Origin of the sequence: Streptococcus oralis (assembly GCF_901543815.1) — a bacterium.
GTDB lineage: Bacteria > Bacillota > Bacilli > Lactobacillales > Streptococcaceae > Streptococcus > Streptococcus oralis_CM.
The window spans coordinates 893,347-910,821 of the sequence record NZ_CABEIU010000002.1 but is presented as its reverse complement, the minus strand read 5'-3'; the positions used below and the strand labels follow the sequence as shown (position 1 = coordinate 910,821).

The 17,475-nt window shown below is 40.2% G+C and carries 20 protein-coding genes; 12 read left to right on the top strand and 8 right to left on the bottom strand.

From position 1 onward, the window contains the following. Nucleotides 1-42: 42 nt before the first annotated feature. From FQT28_RS04625 to yjbM, 3 genes are read right to left on the bottom strand one after another with little or no spacing between them, the layout of a single operon-like run. Nucleotides 43-939 carry an RluA family pseudouridine synthase gene (locus tag FQT28_RS04625; RefSeq protein ID WP_143989556.1) on the bottom strand — a complete coding sequence of 299 codons (897 nt, stop codon included), beginning with the start codon at nucleotides 937-939 and terminating at the stop codon, nucleotides 43-45. Continuing rightward, entirely contained in the window at nucleotides 936-1,754 is an 819-nt protein-coding gene (locus FQT28_RS04620) for an NAD kinase (protein ID WP_125449038.1), read from the bottom strand. The genes FQT28_RS04625 and FQT28_RS04620 overlap by 4 nt, the downstream gene beginning before the upstream one ends. Next, nucleotides 1,738-2,409: a GTP diphosphokinase gene (gene yjbM / locus FQT28_RS04615; protein ID WP_125449036.1), complete on the bottom strand. Its 672-nt coding sequence runs from the start codon at nucleotides 2,407-2,409 to the stop codon at nucleotides 1,738-1,740. The genes FQT28_RS04620 and yjbM overlap by 17 nt, the downstream gene beginning before the upstream one ends. A 128-nt stretch (nucleotides 2,410-2,537) precedes the next feature. Between yjbM and FQT28_RS04610 the strand changes: the two genes are divergently transcribed. The 7 genes from FQT28_RS04610 (at nucleotide 2,538) to FQT28_RS04580 (ending at nucleotide 7,262) form a co-directional block, all read left to right on the top strand. After that, a complete protein-coding gene (locus tag FQT28_RS04610) occupies nucleotides 2,538-3,107 on the top strand; it encodes a CYTH domain-containing protein (RefSeq protein ID WP_143989555.1) in 570 nt (189 codons plus the stop codon). Between the two features lie 67 nt (nucleotides 3,108-3,174). Continuing rightward, entirely contained in the window at nucleotides 3,175-4,134 is a 960-nt protein-coding gene (locus tag FQT28_RS04605; protein WP_143989554.1) for a ribose-phosphate diphosphokinase, read from the top strand. Between the two features lie 9 nt (nucleotides 4,135-4,143). Beyond that, nucleotides 4,144-5,259 (top strand): cysteine desulfurase family protein, encoded by a 1,116-nt coding sequence (locus FQT28_RS04600; protein WP_143989553.1) that lies wholly within the window; start codon nucleotides 4,144-4,146, stop codon nucleotides 5,257-5,259. Nucleotides 5,260-5,263: 4 nt separating this feature from the next. After that, nucleotides 5,264-5,611 (top strand): DUF1831 domain-containing protein, encoded by a 348-nt coding sequence (locus FQT28_RS04595; protein ID WP_084975463.1) that lies wholly within the window; start codon nucleotides 5,264-5,266, stop codon nucleotides 5,609-5,611. 6 nt (nucleotides 5,612-5,617) lie between these two features. Then, nucleotides 5,618-5,827, top strand: a complete 210-nt coding sequence (locus FQT28_RS04590) for a DUF4649 family protein (protein ID WP_143989552.1) — start codon at nucleotides 5,618-5,620, stop codon at nucleotides 5,825-5,827. A gap of 88 nt (nucleotides 5,828-5,915) precedes the next feature. Continuing rightward, complete coding sequence (locus tag FQT28_RS04585) at nucleotides 5,916-6,557, top strand: redox-sensing transcriptional repressor Rex (protein WP_000653419.1); 642 nt, start codon at nucleotides 5,916-5,918, stop codon at nucleotides 6,555-6,557. A 15-nt stretch (nucleotides 6,558-6,572) separates the two neighbouring features. Next, entirely contained in the window at nucleotides 6,573-7,262 is a 690-nt protein-coding gene (locus FQT28_RS04580) for a gamma-glutamyl-gamma-aminobutyrate hydrolase family protein (protein WP_143989551.1), read from the top strand. Here the strand turns inward: FQT28_RS04580 and radC are convergent. The 3 genes from radC to FQT28_RS04565 all read right to left on the bottom strand — a co-directional run bounded on the left by radC (nucleotide 7,259) and on the right by FQT28_RS04565 (nucleotide 12,125). Next, nucleotides 7,259-7,939, bottom strand: coding sequence for a RadC family protein (radC, locus tag FQT28_RS04575; protein ID WP_143989550.1), 681 nt, complete (start codon nucleotides 7,937-7,939; stop codon nucleotides 7,259-7,261). The genes FQT28_RS04580 and radC overlap by 4 nt on opposite strands. A gap of 42 nt (nucleotides 7,940-7,981) precedes the next feature. Next, nucleotides 7,982-10,273, bottom strand: a complete 2,292-nt coding sequence (gene pcrA / locus FQT28_RS04570; RefSeq protein WP_143989549.1) for a DNA helicase PcrA — start codon at nucleotides 10,271-10,273, stop codon at nucleotides 7,982-7,984. A gap of 181 nt (nucleotides 10,274-10,454) precedes the next feature. Next, nucleotides 10,455-12,125 (bottom strand): formate--tetrahydrofolate ligase, encoded by a 1,671-nt coding sequence (locus tag FQT28_RS04565; protein ID WP_143989548.1) that lies wholly within the window; start codon nucleotides 12,123-12,125, stop codon nucleotides 10,455-10,457. Nucleotides 12,126-12,353: 228 nt separating this feature from the next. Here FQT28_RS04565 and coaB point away from each other — a divergent pair, with 228 nt between their 5' ends. From coaB to FQT28_RS04540, 5 genes are all read left to right on the top strand, one after another. Further along, nucleotides 12,354-13,043, top strand: coding sequence for a phosphopantothenate--cysteine ligase (gene coaB / locus FQT28_RS04560; RefSeq protein WP_143989547.1), 690 nt, complete (start codon nucleotides 12,354-12,356; stop codon nucleotides 13,041-13,043). A gap of 11 nt (nucleotides 13,044-13,054) precedes the next feature. Next, on the top strand, nucleotides 13,055-13,606 hold the full coding sequence (gene coaC / locus FQT28_RS04555) for a phosphopantothenoylcysteine decarboxylase (RefSeq protein ID WP_143989546.1): 552 nt from the start codon (nucleotides 13,055-13,057) through the stop codon (nucleotides 13,604-13,606). Beyond that, nucleotides 13,590-14,153, top strand: coding sequence for an ECF transporter S component (locus FQT28_RS04550; RefSeq protein WP_143989545.1), 564 nt, complete (start codon nucleotides 13,590-13,592; stop codon nucleotides 14,151-14,153). Before coaC ends, FQT28_RS04550 begins: the two co-directional genes overlap by 17 nt. Before the next feature lie 243 nt (nucleotides 14,154-14,396). After that, nucleotides 14,397-14,924, top strand: a complete 528-nt coding sequence (locus tag FQT28_RS04545) for an ECF transporter S component (RefSeq protein ID WP_143989544.1) — start codon at nucleotides 14,397-14,399, stop codon at nucleotides 14,922-14,924. A gap of 11 nt (nucleotides 14,925-14,935) precedes the next feature. Continuing rightward, entirely contained in the window at nucleotides 14,936-15,451 is a 516-nt protein-coding gene (locus FQT28_RS04540) for a transcription repressor NadR (RefSeq protein ID WP_000159165.1), read from the top strand. On the opposite strand, the gene FQT28_RS04535 is transcribed toward FQT28_RS04540, so the two are convergent. Continuing rightward, the gene (locus FQT28_RS04535; protein ID WP_143989543.1) at nucleotides 15,448-15,915 is read right to left on the bottom strand and encodes an 8-oxo-dGTP diphosphatase; all 468 of its coding nucleotides are present in this window, start codon (nucleotides 15,913-15,915) and stop codon (nucleotides 15,448-15,450) included. The two genes, FQT28_RS04540 and FQT28_RS04535, sit on opposite strands and share 4 nt — an antisense overlap. A 671-nt stretch (nucleotides 15,916-16,586) precedes the next feature. Further along, complete coding sequence (locus FQT28_RS04525; RefSeq protein ID WP_143989542.1) at nucleotides 16,587-17,450, bottom strand: hypothetical protein; 864 nt, start codon at nucleotides 17,448-17,450, stop codon at nucleotides 16,587-16,589. Nucleotides 17,451-17,475 lie beyond the last annotated feature (25 nt).

Genomic DNA, 17,475 nt, shown 5'->3' with positions numbered 1-17,475 from the left:
AGTTTTCTCCTTTAAGAAAATAAATTATACTCCAAATAGATTTTAAAGAGTATTAGTTGATAACTGAGTAATAAGATTGCTGAAATCATCCGGTAAGGGGCTTTCTAGTTGCAAATCTTGCTCTAGAAAGGGATGATAAAAAGATAAATAATGACAATGCAAGGCCTGACGCTGAATACCGTCGTCTAGGCTACCTCCATAGAGGTCATCTCCCAACAAGGGGAAGCCAATATGAGAAAAATGCACTCGGATCTGATGAGTTCGACCAGTATGCAGGCGAATATCGACTAGGTGAATATTCCCATAAGAAGCCACAACTTTGTAAGATGTATGGGCGTATTTCCCACCTTTGGCGACCCGTCTCGTGATAATGGAGTCCACATCACGCGCAATTGGGGCAATAATTTCCCCTTCTGGCTCCAAAAACCCATCGCCCTTAACCAAAGCGAAATATCGTTTTTCGATAGACTTTCGTTGCAACTGCTTGTCTAAACGTGCATGAGCGTAGCCGTATTTGGCAAAAAGCATCAAACCAGAAGTATCTCTATCAAGCCTAGTCACGATGTGAACTTGCTGGTTTTCATATTCTTGTTTGACATAGTAGCCCTTTATAAAATTGGCAATGGTATTGGAATGATTGACACTGGGGATGGAAGCAACTCCATAAGGCTTATTCAAAACCAGAAAATGGTCATCCTCATACAAGATATCTAGAGGACGATCAATGGCTTCAAGAGTTTCAAAGCCTTCCTCTGCTGGAATGTCAATAGTTACCCTGTCTCCAATATCTAAGAGATAAGTCGCATTTTGAGGTTGGTCATTGACCAGAATAGCCCCACCTCGAAACTTAATCTTAGCCAAAAGTCCCTTGGAAACCTCATGTTTCTTGAGGAAAGTTTTGACTTTGACGTGCTCATCTGCGATAAATTCGAACCTCATTCATCCACCTCGCCGATGAAGGCATCTTTAACACGATTCCAGAAACTAGTGTGGCTTGGTGTCGCTACGAAGTGAATCTTGTAATGGTCGATTTGATACTCAATTCGTTCAATATTACGGAAAGAATAAACGCTGTTATCGACTGATATCGTATGGTAGTCATTGCGTGTCGGTAAGAGTTCAATCTTATCTTTTTTGGGAATAATGATCGATGATCCCAAAGTGCGATAGACTCGGTTGTTAAGACTCGCTATTTCAGTCAACTGCAAGGCCTCAATAGTAGGATGCAAGACAGCTCCACCCAAGGACTTGTTATAAGCAGTGCTTCCCGTCGGCGTTGAAACAGTCACACCATCTCCACGAAAGCGTTCAAATGGAACGTGGTTAATAATGATATCCGCAACCATGGTGCGATCCGATCGACGGATGCTAGCTTCGTTTAATGCACGGAAGGTCTTAACTTCTCCGTTTTCAAGTGTCACCTTGACATTCAAAACAGGATAGGAAACCTTGGCACCAGTATCCAGTTGGAGATTGGTAACCAACTGGTCCAACTCAAAATCGCGATAATCTGTGTAAAATCCCAAGTGTCCTGTATGTACGCCAATAAATCGAACTTTATCTAACTGATTCTCATACTTGTGAAATGCAGACAAAAGCATCCCATCCCCACCAATTGATATGACGATGTCAGGATTGGTGTCGTTGAGTATAAAATGATGTTTTTTCAACTGGTCTTTCAGCTCATACAAAACCTTTTGACTCTGGGGTTTTCTATTTGCAATCAGATCAATTCGTTTACCTGTATTCTTCATCTGTATCGTCACTATTTCCTACACCGTCGTTTAGTTTTCTACTTAAAGGATCAAAGAGCGCCTGTGCTTCCTGAATATCATCACGGATTTTCCCCATTTCTTCATCCAGTTGATAGGCTATTTTCGCCGTGATTTCCAGTCTTTTCTTAATTTCCTCTGGAAAATCGCCCTGATACTTATAATTGAGCGAGTGTTCAATCGTAGCCCAAAAATTCATGGCTAAAGTCCGGATTTGAATCTCCGCCAAAATCGTCTTAGCCCCATTGATGGTGTCAACTGTATACTCTACCACCACATGATAGGAGCGATAGCCCGAAGCCTTACGATGAGTGATATAATCTCGTTCCTGAACGACTCTCATATCATGGCGTTTGCGTAAAATCGCAACAACTTCCTGAACATCATCGACGAACTGCACCATGACCCGCAAACCCGCGATATCCTGTAAGTCATGTTCCAAAGTATCGTAGCCAATCCCTCTGCGATTCATTTTTTCCTTAATACTTTCAATCGGTTTAACACGACCCGTTACAAACTCAATTGGAGAATGCTTGTTTTGCTTACGATACTGTTTGCGAATCCCCCGAAGTTTAATCTTCAATTCACCAACAGCCTGAATGTAAGGATCTAAAAATTCTTCCCATTCTATGGTCATACTTTCTCCCTTGTAATGTTTGATTGCTCTGTCGAAAATCTTTGATTTTTTCAGTACATTCGTATACAATAAATACATTGTCCATTATACCATAAATCGCTTTCAAAGATATAGAAAAGGTTGAAAAAATGAAACATTTAGAAATAGAATTGAAAACACTACTGAAAAAAGAGGAATACGATCATCTAAAAAAACAGTTTTCCCATATCCAACCCGTCCTACAGAAAAACTACTACATTGATACACCAGATTTCCAATTACGTGAGAAGAAGGTCGCCATGCGCATTCGCACCTTTTCAGATTGGGCGGAATTGACCTTGAAGGTGCAACAAACTGTAGGAAATATAGAATACAATCAGAAACTGAATCTTCCAGAGGCTGAATCATACCTGGAAAAACAAAAACTTCCTCAAGGGCTCGTTCTAGAGGAGCTTGCTAAGATTGGTATTGAAAGCCAAGACTGGTTTGTTCTGGGTTGTCTTGCAACTATTCGTTACGAAATGGAAACGTCGATTGGTCTAATGGCACTAGATGAAAGTCACTACTTTGATCATACAGACTACGAACTGGAGCTAGAGGTCACTGATCACGAGAAAGGAAAACGAGATTTTCAGCAATTTCTTTCAGAAAATAGTATCACTTATCAAAAGGCTCCTTCAAAATTAATTCGTTTTATTAAAAGCATGAAAAAATGCTGAAATAATCTCCATTTTCTGGTAAAATAATGGAGATAAAATATTTAGAGTTTACAGAGGACGGTCTATAATGTCAGATAGAAACAACATGAAACTTTTTGCACTTAATTCCAATCATGAAATTGCACAAAAAATCGCAGAAACGGTTGGGGTACCTCTCGGGAAATTATCTTCTCGCCAATTTTCTGATGGAGAAATCCAAGTCAACATTGAAGAGAGTGTCCGTGGTTACGATGTCTACATCATCCAATCAACCAGCTACCCCGTTAGCAACCACTTGATGGAGTTGTTAATCATGGTCGATGCTTGTGTACGTGCAAGTGCCCATAGTATCAACGTTGTCCTTCCTTACTTTGGTTATGCTCGTCAGGATCGTATCGCTTCTTCTCGCGAACCTCTCACTGCAAAACTGGTTGCCAATATGCTTGTCAAGGCTGGTGTAAGTCGTGTTCTAACCCTTGACCTCCACGCTGTTCAGGTTCAAGGTTTCTTTGACATTCCAGTAGATAACCTCTATACAATTCCTCTCTTTGCTAAACACTATTGTGACAAGGGCTTACTTGGACCAGATGTGGTTGTTGTTAGTCCTAAAAACTCTGGTGTCAAGCGCGCTCGTAGCTTAGCCGAATACCTAGATGCACCAATCGCAATCATCGACTATGCTCAAGATGACTCAGAGCGGAGCCAAGGTTATATCATTGGAGATGTTGAGGGCAAAAAGGCTATCTTGATTGACGATATCCTAAATACTGGTCGTACCTTCTCTGAAGCAGCCAAAATCGTTGAACGTGAAGGCGCAACTGAGATTTATGCAGTATCCAGTCACGGTTTATTTGTTGAAGGTGCAGCAGATCTTCTTGACGCTACAAATATCAAAGAAATCCTAGTGACAGACTCAGTAGCAACCAAAGAAAGAACTCCGAAAAATGTGTGTTACATTACCGCTAGCGAATTAATTGGTGATGCTATCGTCCGCATCCATGAAAGAAAACCAGTCAGCCCACTCTTTGCTTACAACAAAAAGAAATAAGGTGATTCTTTGATTTATTTGGACAATGCTGCTACGACTCCTATGTCAGCAGTAGCTATTTCTGAAATGACCAAGGTCATGCAAGAAACTCATGGTAATCCTTCTAGTATTCATAGTCATGGTCGGCAGGCTGGCAAACTCTTGCGAGAAGCTCGTCAGGACTTAGCCCACTTACTAGGAACCAAACCTCAACATATCTTTTTCACTTCTGGCGGTACAGAAAGTAACAATACAGCCATTATCGGCTATTGTCTCCGTCATCAAAATCGTGGAAGACATATCATCACGACAGCTATTGAACACCATTCTGTGCTTGAGACTATTGATTATCTGGTGCAACATTTTGGTTTTGAAGCGACCATCATCCAACCAGTAAATCAAGAAATTACTGCCCAGCAAATTCAAGAAGCCTTACGTGACGATACCATTCTCGTTTCCACCATGTATGCTAATAATGAAACAGGTAGCCTCTTACCTATCGCTGAGATTGGACGTATTTTAAAATATCATCCTGCTGCTTATCATGTTGATGCAGTTCAAGCTATCGGGAAAATTCCTATCCATCCCGAGGAATTAGGAATTGATTTCCTCAGTGCTTCTGCCCACAAATTCCATGGACCAAAAGGAGTCGGATTTCTTTACGCTTCTTCCGCGGACTTTGATTCCTACCTTCATGGTGGAGACCAAGAACAAAAGAAACGGGCTGGAACAGAAAACCTCGCTGCCATTGTAGGTATGGTCGCTGCTCTCAAAGAAGATTTAAATGACCAAGTTGAACATTACCAAAAACTAAGCGCACTTAAATCTACTTTTTTAGAAGAAATTGCTGATTTAGACTACTATCTCAATGAAAGCAAACACCAACTTCCTTATGTTTTCAACATTGGCTTCCCTGGTCAAAAAAATGACTTACTCTTGCTTCGGTTAGACCTTGAAGGAATTTCAATCTCAACTGGTTCGGCTTGTACTGCTGGTATTGTGCAGACCAGCCATGTCCTAGAGGCTCTTTATGGAGCGAATTCCCATCGCTTAAAAGAATCTGTCCGTATCAGTCTTTCTCCTCTTAATACCGAGAACGAACTGAAACAACTGGCACAAACCTTAAAAAATATTATTGGAGATTAATCTAATGGCATTCGAAAAAACCATTAAACTACAAAACTGCCGCTACGACTATACACTTAGTCCATCTGTAAAAAAGTTTACACTAAAAGACAATACTTTCTTTGAAACAAAAGTCGGAAACTACGAACTGACTCGTCTACTTGAAAAAGTTCCTAATAGTGGTGAAGGTTTCCTACTAAAAATTATCATCAACAAAGAGCTTACAGGTGTTAAAATTAATATCACTGACAAATCTGGTCTACGTTTGGTTAATATCTTTAAATCAGAAGATCACCATATCCACCAAGAAAAATTCTACTTCCTCATGGACAGTCTTGTAGAACGCGGAATCTTCACAAAAGAAGAAAGATAGTTTGCTATGTATCGTCTCACATATAAAGATAACTATCAAGTAGAACGCACACTTGAATTTTCCGATTACGAAGAGCTTATGCTATCACTATCAGGCTGTGTCACCCTGCCCGACACTCTCCTAATCAGCTCCTTAACACTGAATGATAAAGTGATTTATCAAGGATTAGTTGGCGATCTCTACCGTTTTTTATCACAAACTAATTTTTCAGATTAAAACTAAGAATTCTCTTAGTTTTTTCTTGTTTTTGTTGATTTTTTCACAATGTTTCTATAAAATAGAAGAATAGAAAGGTTGTGATTTTGTGAAAGATAAACAGTCTGCTATTCCAAAAGCAACAGCAAAAAGACTCTCTCTTTACTATCGAATTTTCAAGAGATTTCATGCAGAAAAAATTGAACGTGCCAACTCTAAGCAAATTGCAGAGGCTATTGGTATCGATTCTGCAACTGTCCGCCGAGATTTTTCCTATTTTGGTGAACTTGGTCGTCGTGGTTTTGGTTACGATGTCAAAAAATTGATGACGTTTTTTGCTGACCTCCTTAATGATAACTCGATTACTAATGTTATGTTGGTTGGAATTGGCAATATGGGGCATGCCCTTCTCCACTACCGCTTCCATGAGCGTAATAAGATGAAAATTATCATGGCCTTTGACCTAGATGACCATCCAGAAGTTGGCACCCAGACACCTGATGGGATTCCAATCTATGGTATCTCACAGATTAAAGAAAAAATCAAAGAAGCAGATGTCAAAACTGCTATCCTAACAGTTCCAAGTGTTAAATCACAAGAAGTTGCCAATCTTTTGGTTGATGCAGGTATAAAAGGTATTCTCAGCTTTTCCCCTGTTCACCTTCACCTCCCAAAAGATGTGGTCGTTCAGTATGTCGATTTGACAAGTGAACTCCAAACTCTCCTCTATTTTATGCGTAAAGAGGATTAGAAAGCGAAAGCATTTATGAAAAAACCAGTTATTGGGATTACAGGAAATGAAAAAGCTCATCCAGATGATGACATCATGATGAGCTATGCAGCAAAAGGCTTTGTTGAAGGAGTCAAGGACGCTGGCGGAATTCCAATCATCCTACCGATTGGTGATCAAGAAATGGCAAGCCATTACGTCGCTATGATTGACAAACTCATCCTAACAGGTGGGCAAAATGTTGATCCAAAATTCTATGGTGAACCTAAAACCATTGACAGCGATGACTACCATCTTCAAAGAGATGAATTTGAATTAGCCCTTATCAGAGAAGCCATCAAACAGAAGAAACCAATTTTCTCTGTTTGTCGGGGTACTCAGCTTTTCAATGTCGCCATGGGCGGCTCGCTTCACCAAGATATTGAGGATCATTGGCAGGACTGTTCAGCCGAATACACGACCCAACGCCTCGTAACAGAGCCTGATACAATTCTCCGAGAAATCTATGGAGAAATCTCTCATATCAACTCCTTCCACCACCAGAGCATAAAAGATCTAGCTTCAAATCTTAAGGTTGTAGCACATGATCCTAAAGATGGAATCATTGAGGCTGTAATAACTACGGACGGCTTTCCTTATCTTGGTGTTCAATGGCATCCTGAATTTCTATTTGAAAATCGTCCCAAGGATAAAACACTATTTGACTATGTCGTTAATGAACTCTAGATCATATCAGTCTTTTCACGGTAACTAAAGTAATCCGAGTGCGAGACAATCAAATGATCCAAGAAAACGATTCCCATCAGTTCGCAAGCTTCCTTTACTAGCTTAGTGACATGGTCGTCATTTCGACTAGGAGATACAGCGCCTGATGGATGATTGTGAACAAGAATCACAGAGGTGGCCATATGCTTGATGGCATAGTGAAGGATTTCCCGTGGTTCAGCAATACTGCGTGTCGCAGAGCCGATAAAAATAGTTTGCTGATGAATGATTTGATTTTGAGTATTGAGATAGAGCGCCACTAGGTGCTCTTGTTTTTTGTCGCCAAGTTCCTGTTGCATTTTCTTGGCTAGCTTTTGACTGCTGAGAATACTTTCCATCTCAAGTGTTTCATGTTTATGAATACGATGCCCTAGTTCAATTACCGCTTGTAGTTCAATGGCTTTAATACGTCCAATACCAGACAGACTTTGCAATTCCTGCAGAGTCATTTTTTTCAAATCAGTTAAGCTGTTGAGACTATTCAAGACTTTTTGGGCAATTTCAAAAACGTTTGCTTGACGCGTTCCTGTTCTGAGCAGAATGGCTAACAATTCTTGATTGCTCAGAGCCTCTACTCCTTCTCTAACCAGTCTTTCTCTAGGCAAAAGTGAATCTTCTTGAAATGAAATACTGTACATAAAAATCCTCCTCACTTTATTATTCGTGAGAAGGATGGAAAATTAGATTTTTTTCTCAATTGGGGCTACACTGGCTAGGAGTTTTTTCAGCCCTACTTCTGGGAAATTGATTTTCAATTCCTGAGTATCACCACTACCTGAAACTTCAAGGACCGTTCCCTCTCCCCACTTCTTGTGGAGAGCAATATCCCCAATAGACCAGTTGGTATCGCTTGAATCTTTTTTATTTCCGGATGTAAACTGTCCAAACGGAAGACCACTTGACTGGATAGAGCTTGGTGCGGCATTTCGTTTCCGTTCTTGAAGGGCCTGAGCTAAGCTCATACCTTGACCGAAAGCAATCCCACCACTGCTATAAGAGGCTTTAAAGCTAGTATTCGCTGGACGGGCCAAACCTTGATACTCAAGCAAGTCCGAACTGATTTCATTGATAAAACGAGTTGGACGATTGTAGTTGGTACGCCCAAAAAGCAAGCGTGAGTTGGCATTAGTCAGATAGAGGATTTTCTCCGCGCGCGTGATACCTACATAGGCCAAACGGCGTTCCTCTTCCAGTTCATCCGGATCTTCTGCTGCACGACTAAGTGGAAAGACATTTTCCTCCATCCCAATGATAAAGACAACTGGGAACTCAAGTCCCTTAGCTGCGTGCAAGGTCATCAAGGTTACTTCTGATGTCTCCTGACTGCCCGAATCCGTGTCTGCAATCAAAGCCAAGTCATTTAAGAAACGACTGAGTTTATCTAAACCTGTTTCTTCTTCCTGACTATCAGGATTGTCGTCAAAATTCTTAGTAACAGATAGGAACTCTTCGATATTCTCAACCCGCGCCTTGCTCTCCAAGGTTGCCTGAGCATTAAGAATATCGACATAACCAGTTTTTTCTAGAACAGCCTCCACCAGCTCGGTGATAGTTAATTGATCCAATTGCTCCCGCAAATCCAGAATCATATTGGCAAAATCCCAGATAGACTGGGCTGCCTTCCCTTTGATTCCTGATAACATGATATTGGCTGAAGCGTCTAGCATAGACATGTTTTGAATATTCGCAAAGTCACGGATTTTCTCAACCGTTCCTGGGCCAATTCCACGTTTTGGTTCGTTGATAATACGCTCAAAACTGATATTATCACTCAGATTCGCAATGAGATTAAGGTAGGCGATAATATCACGGATTTCCTTACGGCTGTAGAACTTGGTTCCGCCGACCATAGTGTAAGGAATATTGGACTTGAGCAGGGCTTCCTCAATAGTACGGGATTGCGCATTAGTCCGATAAAGAACTGCAAAATCCTTGTGGAGGAAGTTTTGAGTGCGACCAAGTTCATCGATGGTTTTGGCTACAAAAACAGCCTCATCCTGTTCGTCATTTGCACGATAGTAAATAATCTGCTCCCCATCGGCATTCTGAGTCCAGAGATTCTTAGGACGACGGTTTTTATTGTTTTTGATGACGTCGTTGGCCGCTTGAAGAATGGTTTTGGTTGAACGATAATTTTCTTCTAGCAAAACCACCTTGGCTTGAGGATAATCTTTCTCGAAATCCAATATATTCTCCATATCAGCCCCACGCCAACCATAGATAGACTGGTCCGCATCTCCAACCACGCAGATATTTTTAAAGCGCGAAGCTAAGAGTTTGACCAGTTGGTACTGGGCATGGTTGGTATCTTGGTACTCATCAACATGGATGTATTGGAACTTCTGCTGATAGTAGGTTAAGACGTCAGGGTTCTGATCAAAGAGACGCAGGGTCAGCATAATCAAATCATCAAAGTCAACCGATTCTGACTGACGAAGTTCTTTTTGATAGGCTGTGTAACACTGGGCCACGATTTGCGTGTACATATCGCCAGCTTGAGCAGCATAAGCCACATCATCAATTAGGTCATTCTTAGCATTGGAAATAGTCCCCAAAATGGTCCGTTCATTCCATTTTTTCGGATCCAAGTTTAATTGCTTGAGAATGCGCTTCATAAGAGTTCGCTGTTCTCCTGGATCTACAATAGTGAAATTACGATTGTAGCCAATATGATCCGCATCACGACGCAAAATACGAACACACATGGAGTGAAAGGTCGCAATCAAACAGTCTTGGGTTGCTGGGTTGAGCACATAGGCACGCTCCTTCATCTCACGCGCAGCCTTATTGGTAAAGGTAATGGCCAAGATATTCCAAGGATTGACCATTTTTTCATCAATCAAGTAGGCGATTCTGTGAGTCAAAACACGAGTCTTCCCAGAACCAGCCCCCGCCATAATCAATAAGGGACCTTCGGTCGTTTGCACCGCCTCAGCTTGACGGTCATTCATTCCATTCAATAATGCGTTCATTTTCTCTTCCTTACTCTTGAAGTCAATGTTTCTATTATATCAGAAATCAGGGAAAATATCTTTACCTAGACTGGTTGCTTGTAGAAGAAAACTCTCTCATCAGCTGAAGATAACTCCTCATATCTAGATAAGAAAAAGAGCTTGGATAGCATTTCCAAACTCTTTAAATATCATCTAAATATTAGAACAATCCTAGAACGGTTCCATCACTTTCAACATCCATATTGAGAGCGGCTGGACGTTTTGGAAGACCTGGCATGGTCATAACATCACCAGTAAGGGCAACGATAAAACCTGCACCCAATTTTGGTACCAATTCACGAATGGTAATTTCAAAGTTCTCTGGAGCTCCAAGTGCATTTGGATTGTCAGAGAAACTGTACTGAGTTTTAGCCATACAGATTGGCAATTTGTCCCATCCATTTTGAACGATTTGAGCAATTTGCGTTTGAGCTTTCTTCTCAAAGTTCACTTTGCTACCACGATAGATTTCAGTGACAATTTTTTCAATCTTTTCTTGGACAGAAAGGTCATTGTCATAAAGACGAGTGTAGTTGGCTGGATTTTCAGCAATAGTCTTAACAACCGTTTCGGCAAGCGCTACGCCACCTTCTGCACCATCAGCCCAGACACTAGCCAACTCAACTGGAACATCGATTGAGGCACAGAGATCTTTCAAGGCTGCGATTTCAGCTTCTGTATCAGAGACAAATTCATTAATTGCAACAACTGCTGGAATACCGAACTTACGGATGTTCTCAACGTGGCGTTTCAAGTTAGCAAAACCTGCACGCACTGCTTCTACATTTTCCTCTGTCAAAGCATCCTTAGCTACACCACCATTCATCTTAAGGGCACGAAGGGTTGCGACGATGACAACTGCATCTGGAGATGTTGGCAAGTTTGGTGTCTTAATGTCAAGGAATTTCTCAGCACCAAGGTCCGCACCAAAACCAGCTTCAGTAACAGTATAATCAGCCAAGCGAAGGGCTGTGCTTGTTGCCAAAACAGAGTTACATCCATGAGCGATATTGGCAAATGGACCACCGTGTACAAAGGCAGGTGTACCGTAAATTGTCTGAACCAAGTTCGGTTTGATAGCATCTTTCAAAATCAATGCTAATGCTCCCTCAACCTGTAAATCACCAACAGTAACTGGTGTACGGTCATAGCGATAGCCAATAACGATGCTAGCCAAGCGCTTTTTCAAATCTTCAATATCAGTTGCCAAGCAAAGAATGGCCATGATTTCTGAAGCAACGGTAATATCGAAACCATCCTCGCGAGGAATACCATTTAGATGGCCACCAAGTCCAACGGTAACATGGCGAAGGGCGCGGTCATTCAAGTCCACCACACGTTTCCAGAGGATACGACGTTGGTCAATTCCAAGCTCATTCCCTTGGTGTAAGTGGTTATCAATCAAGGCAGAAAGGGCATTATTAGCAGTTGTAATGGCATGCATATCCCCGGTAAAGTGAAGGTTGATATCTTCCATTGGCAACACTTGGGCATAACCACCACCGGCTGCACCACCCTTAATCCCCATTACTGGGCCAAGAGACGGTTCGCGAATAGCAATCATGGTTTTCTTACCAATCTTGTTCAAGGCGTCTGCCAGACCGATGGTAATGGTTGACTTCCCTTCACCAGCAGGTGTTGGGTTGATGGCAGTAACCAAGATCAATTTACCAACTGGATTGCTCTCAACTGCACGAATTTTATCAAAGCTGAGCTTAGCTTTGTACTTTCCGTACAGCTCCAAATCGTCGTAAGAAATGCCAAGCTTATCCACAACATCAACGATCGGCTTCAACTCAATACTCTGTGCGATTTCAATATCTGTTTTCATTCAAAACTCCTCTAACCTCTAATGTGATAATTCATTATAACACAAAAAAAGACTTTTAACACCTTTAAACTCTCAAAACGTTCGTAAATATCCTGAATTTCAAGATTTTTAGAGTCCTTTCAAAAATTTTATATGCTTTTATAGTTTTAGACTATAGTATTCCTTCGTTTTATCAAAAATTTATCGCTTTCATTTTACTTACTGTTTATTTTTGTGTACAATAGTTCTATGAAAATTTTAGTTACGTCGGGCGGTACGAGTGAAGCTATTGATAGCGTCCGCTCTATCACGAACCATTCCACAGGTCGCTTGGGAAAAATCATCACAGAAACCTTGCTTGCTTCTGGTCATGAGGTTTGTTTGATAACAACTACCAGAGCTCTTAAGCCAGAACCTCATCCCCATTTAACCATTCGAGAAATCAAAAATACTCATGATCTTCTTTTAGAGATGAAAGAGCGAGTTCCGAATTATCAGGTCCTGATTCATTCTATGGCAGTTTCTGACTACACTCCTGTTTATATGACAGGGCTGGCAGAAGTTGAGGCGAGTTCTAATCTGGAAGAATTTTTAAACAAGCATAATCATCAAGCTAAGATCTCTTCCAATGATGAGGTGCAGGTTTTATTCCTGAAAAAAACACCCAAAATCATCTCTCTAGTCAAGGAATGGAATCCTGCTATTCATCTAATTGGCTTTAAACTGCTGGTTGATGTCTCTGAGGATTATCTCATAGAAATTGCTAGACAGAGTCTTATCAAGAACCAAGCAGACTTGATTATCGCAAATGACCTCACTCAAATTTCAGCAAATCAGCACCGAGCTATCTTTGTTGAGAGAGAGCAACTCCAAACCGTTCAAACCAAAGAGGAAATTGCAAGCCTCCTCCTTGAAAAAATTCAAGCATACGATTCATAGAAAGGAAAGCCATGGCAAATATTCTGATCGCAGTGACAGGTTCCATTGCCTCCTATAAATCAGCTGACCTGGTAAGTTCCTTGAAAAAACAAGGTCATCATGTCACTGTCTTAATGACCGAGGCTGCTACAGAGTTTATCCAACCGTTGACACTACAAGTCCTCTCTCAAAATCCTGTCCACCTTGATGTCATGCAGGAACCCGCTCCTGATCAAGTCAATCATATCGAACTAGGCAAAAGAACCGACCTTTTTATTGTAGCCCCAGCTACTGCTAATACCATCGCAAAGTTAGCCCATGGATTTGCGGACAACATGGTGATAAGTACAGCTCTTGCCCTGCCAGATCACGTCAAAAAGTTAGTCGCACCAGCCATGAATACAAAGATGTATGACCATCCGGCAACTCAGGCTAATCTAAAAACATTAGAGACCTATGGTTATCAGATCATCTCTCCAAAAGAATCTCTACTAGCGTGTGGCGATCACGGCAAAGGCGCCCTAGCTGACCTGAATACTATTTTAGAAAGAATAAAGGAAACCCTCGATGAACAAACGCTCTAACATTGCACCGATTGCTATCTTTTTTGCAGTTATGCTCGTTATCCACTTTTTGAGTTCTCTTCTATTTAACCTTTTCCCATTCCCGATTAAACCAACTATCGTTCATATTCCAGTCATTATTGCTAGTATCATCTATGGCCCTCGAGTTGGAGTTACACTTGGTTTTCTTATGGGACTATTGAGCTTAACGGTCAACACGATTACCATCCTTCCAACCAGCTACCTCTTCTCACCATTCGTACCGAACGGAAATATCTATTCTGCGATTATCGCTATTGTCCCTCGCGTTTTGATTGGTCTGACACCATACTTAGTTTATAAATTATTGAAAAACAGAACAGGCCTCATCATTGCCGGTGCTCTCGGTTCTCTTACCAATACCGTCTTTGTCCTTGGGGGAATCTTCTTCCTTTTTGGAAATGTCTTCGATGGCAATATCCAAAAACTCCTAGCAACTGTCATCTCTACAAACTCAATTGCTGAACTCCTCATCTCAGCCATCCTAACTGTAGCAATTGTCCCACGTCTCGAAACCTTGAAGAAATAAAAAAACAACTCCACTTTCGTCCTGAAGGTGGAGTTTTAGTTTTCACCAGTAAAGGCTCATCTTCTACTCATAAAAAGTTATTTACCAAGGAGTCATTAGTTCAAAATTTTGAAAATATATGAAAATTTTTTGAATTTACCACCTATACTTTTGAAAATTTCCAATAAAATCAAAATAAATTCTTGACATGTCTGTTTATTTATTGTACTATACTTGTGTATATACAGTTAAATGGAGGTTCTTATGGATATACGGAAAAAAACGCAGTTTATGACCATGACTGCACTACTCACAGCAATCGCGATTTTGATTCCGATCATTATGCCTTTTAAAATCGTCATCCCACCTGCTTCTTACACTTTGGGAAGCCATATCGCCATCTTTATCGCCATGTTTCTATCACCTTTGATGGCTGGTTTTGTGATCATCGCTTCAAGTCTCGGCTTCCTGATGGCAGGCTACCCTATGGTTATCGTTCTGCGCGCCTTTTCTCACATCGTTTTTGGTATTTTGGGAGCATTTTACTTAAAAAAATTCCCTGAAACCTTGGATAAACCAAAGGCATCTTGGATTTTTAACTTTGTTTTGGGTGTTGTTCACGCTATTGCTGAAGTACTGGCTTGTATCATCTTCTATGCCACTTCAGGGACAAACGTTGAAAATATGTTTTATGTTCTCTTTGTCCTAGTTGGTTTTGGAACAATTGTCCATAGTATGATAGACTATACATTAGCACTAGCTGTCTATAAAGTGCTTCGAAAACGTCGCTAAAAGGAAAAACTATGACAAAGGATCGCAAACAAGCTCTTCTCAAACTGTTAAAAGAGTCACCAAAAGCTCTCAATGGTCAAACCTTGGCTGAACACTTTCATGTCACACGCCAAATCATCGTCCAAGACATTGCCATCTTGCGAGCCGATGGCGCTCCTATCTTGTCAACCAATCGTGGTTATATCTACAAAGAAAATGATGCCAACCCCTACGTCCACAAACTCTTTAAAGTGAAACATGAACTGGAAGAAATTGGTCAGGAACTTTTGGCTATAGTAGATAATGGCGGACGCGTTCAAAATATCTTAATTGATCATCCCGTTTATGGTGAAATTGAAACTCTGCTCAAACTCACCTGTCGCCGAGATGTCCAGCATTTTCTGGAACAAGTCGAGAATTCTGACTTTAGACCACTTTCTGAATTGACAGACGGCATCCATTACCACCTTGTTGAAGCTGAAACACAACAAGACCTCCACTATATCGAGGAGGCCTTGGATCAGTTAGGTTATTTAGTAAAAGACTAGAAAATTTCTTTCTCCCAGCCGTCCTCTGTACGGTGGCGATAGAAGAACTCTGACTTGTCAGGTGCTTCCATCATTTCCATCAAGGGTAGCATATCATAGGCCAGATCCAAGTTTGGAATCTGGTCTTTTTGCACCCAAGATACTTCTCCTTCTTCTGAGGATTGGAGATTTCCAGTAAACTCTGTCGCCTTATAGCAAACGACGATGTAGCGCCCACCTGTATCTAATGGCCAATTTTTAATGCCGACAAGTTGAGGATTTTGGATAGTCAATCCTGTTTCTTCATAGATTTCACGTATGACAGACTCTGCGAAAGCCTCTCCATTTTCTACATGACCTCCAGGAAAGGCATAACCAGACCAGCGATTCTCTTCAGGAGAGCGATACTGCATAACCACTCGCTGAGTTTCGAGGTCTTCAATCAGACAGATATTGGTTAAAATCGTTAATTGGGAGCGGGACATAAATTTACTCACTTTCTAAGTTGTTATATAACTTTTTTAGACTTAATGTCAGATTTCATGATGAAGGGATTAATCAGCTCATGATAATAGTATACATCATGAAGCAAATATCCTTTTGTTATGACAATTTCTTGTTCCCTAACCTCATAATCAATAGTGATTGGAACAGGAGGATTTGGAATAAAAGCGAAGACGACAATTACAAATAACCAAATATAAAAACTACAAATCGCACTGCGCACTCCTTCAAGGAAGCGATATTTCCCCTTTAAAAAGTAAATAAAAATATGCGAAATAGAGAGAATAATTGGAACAAAAATCCCTGTATTCCACGCTATGGGAATAAATTTCAGTCCAAATATCCCAAATAGAAGATCAAGAATTGCAAAGGACCTCAAAAAGCGAATAAATAGAGTAAAAATTAGAAGAAAGAGCCAAATATTCCAAATAATCGGAGTAAATGATAAACCAAATGACCATAATATGAAATGAGCGATAACAAATGCTATCAGTAAGGAATATAGGACGATATAAATAAGCTTGTTAAAAGTACTCGAATTTTTCACTATTTATTTCTCCTTTAAATTCAAACTACTAACTAATGACTAATATCTATCACTTTTAAATTATCTCGTCTATTATTTTAACACAAATTATTACATATAAAATTTTTAGTTAAAATTACTTCCATAATAGAGCATCTTATGGTTTTGAACCTTTAAAGAAACACTACTACCTGAACGATATCCTTTAGCACCATAGTAGTAAGAAACCTCATAAAAGGCATCTGGCAACTCGGCATTATCTATCCCATTTGAAATAAATCCTGTCAGTCCGCCTTCACTATCAAAATAATCTTTCTCACCCTCTTCTAAAACAGTATCGCGATAGATGATGTATCCTTTAATCATTCCTTTTTCCAGAAATTCATCAATAGGGAGATCATATAAACCTTGAAAAGCTTTCCCTTCCTTACGGTTCTTTTCAATGAGAGCATAATAGTCTTGGATATTTTCAGATTCAGTATCGACACTCCAGTAACTATTCACATATTCTAGATTTGGATTTTCATATTGCTTAAAAAAACTCTCTACCTTCTCTTTATTAGAAACACTGACAGGATGCTGGTTGAGTAGTTTATGAGCCATATCTGAAAATTCTTGTAACATGGTTTTCGTAGTCCCATCATAGGCTAGTTCTTCATCAGTCTTTTGGGGATTGTATTTTGAGGACTTTGGACGATAAAACAAGGCATGACTCACAGTGACTCTACTTCCATCAACCTCTTCACTATAATTGTATTCAATTTTGTATTTTTCAGAAGTCCATTTATCTCTAGAAAACTTCGTAACCTTCATATCTCCTTTAAAACCATACAAATCAAGGGTTCTTCTTACTGCTGTCTCTACCTCCGATTGATTTGCTTCAGGGAAAATGTCATAAGTTGTTGTAAAGAAAAGGAAGGAAAAACGTAGAATAAAGAATAAAGGGACAATATTTATAATACAGAAAATTAAAAGTAACTTTCTTTTCATTACTAGATTCTCCTTATTAATAAAA

What these genes read in the sequence shown, in the direction of transcription:
- FQT28_RS04625 (WP_143989556.1), bottom strand. Translation starts at nt 939, where the DNA reads ATGAGGTTCGAATTTATCGCAGATGAGCACGTCAAAGTCAAAACTTTC.
- FQT28_RS04620 (WP_125449038.1), bottom strand. Translation starts at nt 1,754, where the DNA reads ATGAAGAATACAGGTAAACGAATTGATCTGATTGCAAATAGAAAACCC.
- yjbM (WP_125449036.1), bottom strand. Translation starts at nt 2,409, where the DNA reads ATGACCATAGAATGGGAAGAATTTTTAGATCCTTACATTCAGGCTGTT.
- FQT28_RS04610 (WP_143989555.1), top strand. Translation starts at nt 2,538, where the DNA reads ATGAAACATTTAGAAATAGAATTGAAAACACTACTGAAAAAAGAGGAA.
- FQT28_RS04605 (WP_143989554.1), top strand. Translation starts at nt 3,175, where the DNA reads ATGTCAGATAGAAACAACATGAAACTTTTTGCACTTAATTCCAATCAT.
- FQT28_RS04595 (WP_084975463.1), top strand. Translation starts at nt 5,264, where the DNA reads ATGGCATTCGAAAAAACCATTAAACTACAAAACTGCCGCTACGACTAT.
- FQT28_RS04590 (WP_143989552.1), top strand. Translation starts at nt 5,618, where the DNA reads ATGTATCGTCTCACATATAAAGATAACTATCAAGTAGAACGCACACTT.
- FQT28_RS04580 (WP_143989551.1), top strand. Translation starts at nt 6,573, where the DNA reads ATGAAAAAACCAGTTATTGGGATTACAGGAAATGAAAAAGCTCATCCA.
- radC (WP_143989550.1), bottom strand. Translation starts at nt 7,939, where the DNA reads ATGTACAGTATTTCATTTCAAGAAGATTCACTTTTGCCTAGAGAAAGA.
- pcrA (WP_143989549.1), bottom strand. Translation starts at nt 10,273, where the DNA reads ATGAACGCATTATTGAATGGAATGAATGACCGTCAAGCTGAGGCGGTG.
- FQT28_RS04565 (WP_143989548.1), bottom strand. Translation starts at nt 12,125, where the DNA reads ATGAAAACAGATATTGAAATCGCACAGAGTATTGAGTTGAAGCCGATC.
- coaB (WP_143989547.1), top strand. Translation starts at nt 12,354, where the DNA reads ATGAAAATTTTAGTTACGTCGGGCGGTACGAGTGAAGCTATTGATAGC.
- coaC (WP_143989546.1), top strand. Translation starts at nt 13,055, where the DNA reads ATGGCAAATATTCTGATCGCAGTGACAGGTTCCATTGCCTCCTATAAA.
- FQT28_RS04550 (WP_143989545.1), top strand. Translation starts at nt 13,590, where the DNA reads ATGAACAAACGCTCTAACATTGCACCGATTGCTATCTTTTTTGCAGTT.
- FQT28_RS04545 (WP_143989544.1), top strand. Translation starts at nt 14,397, where the DNA reads ATGGATATACGGAAAAAAACGCAGTTTATGACCATGACTGCACTACTC.
- FQT28_RS04540 (WP_000159165.1), top strand. Translation starts at nt 14,936, where the DNA reads ATGACAAAGGATCGCAAACAAGCTCTTCTCAAACTGTTAAAAGAGTCA.
- FQT28_RS04535 (WP_143989543.1), bottom strand. Translation starts at nt 15,915, where the DNA reads ATGTCCCGCTCCCAATTAACGATTTTAACCAATATCTGTCTGATTGAA.
- FQT28_RS04525 (WP_143989542.1), bottom strand. Translation starts at nt 17,450, where the DNA reads ATGAAAAGAAAGTTACTTTTAATTTTCTGTATTATAAATATTGTCCCT.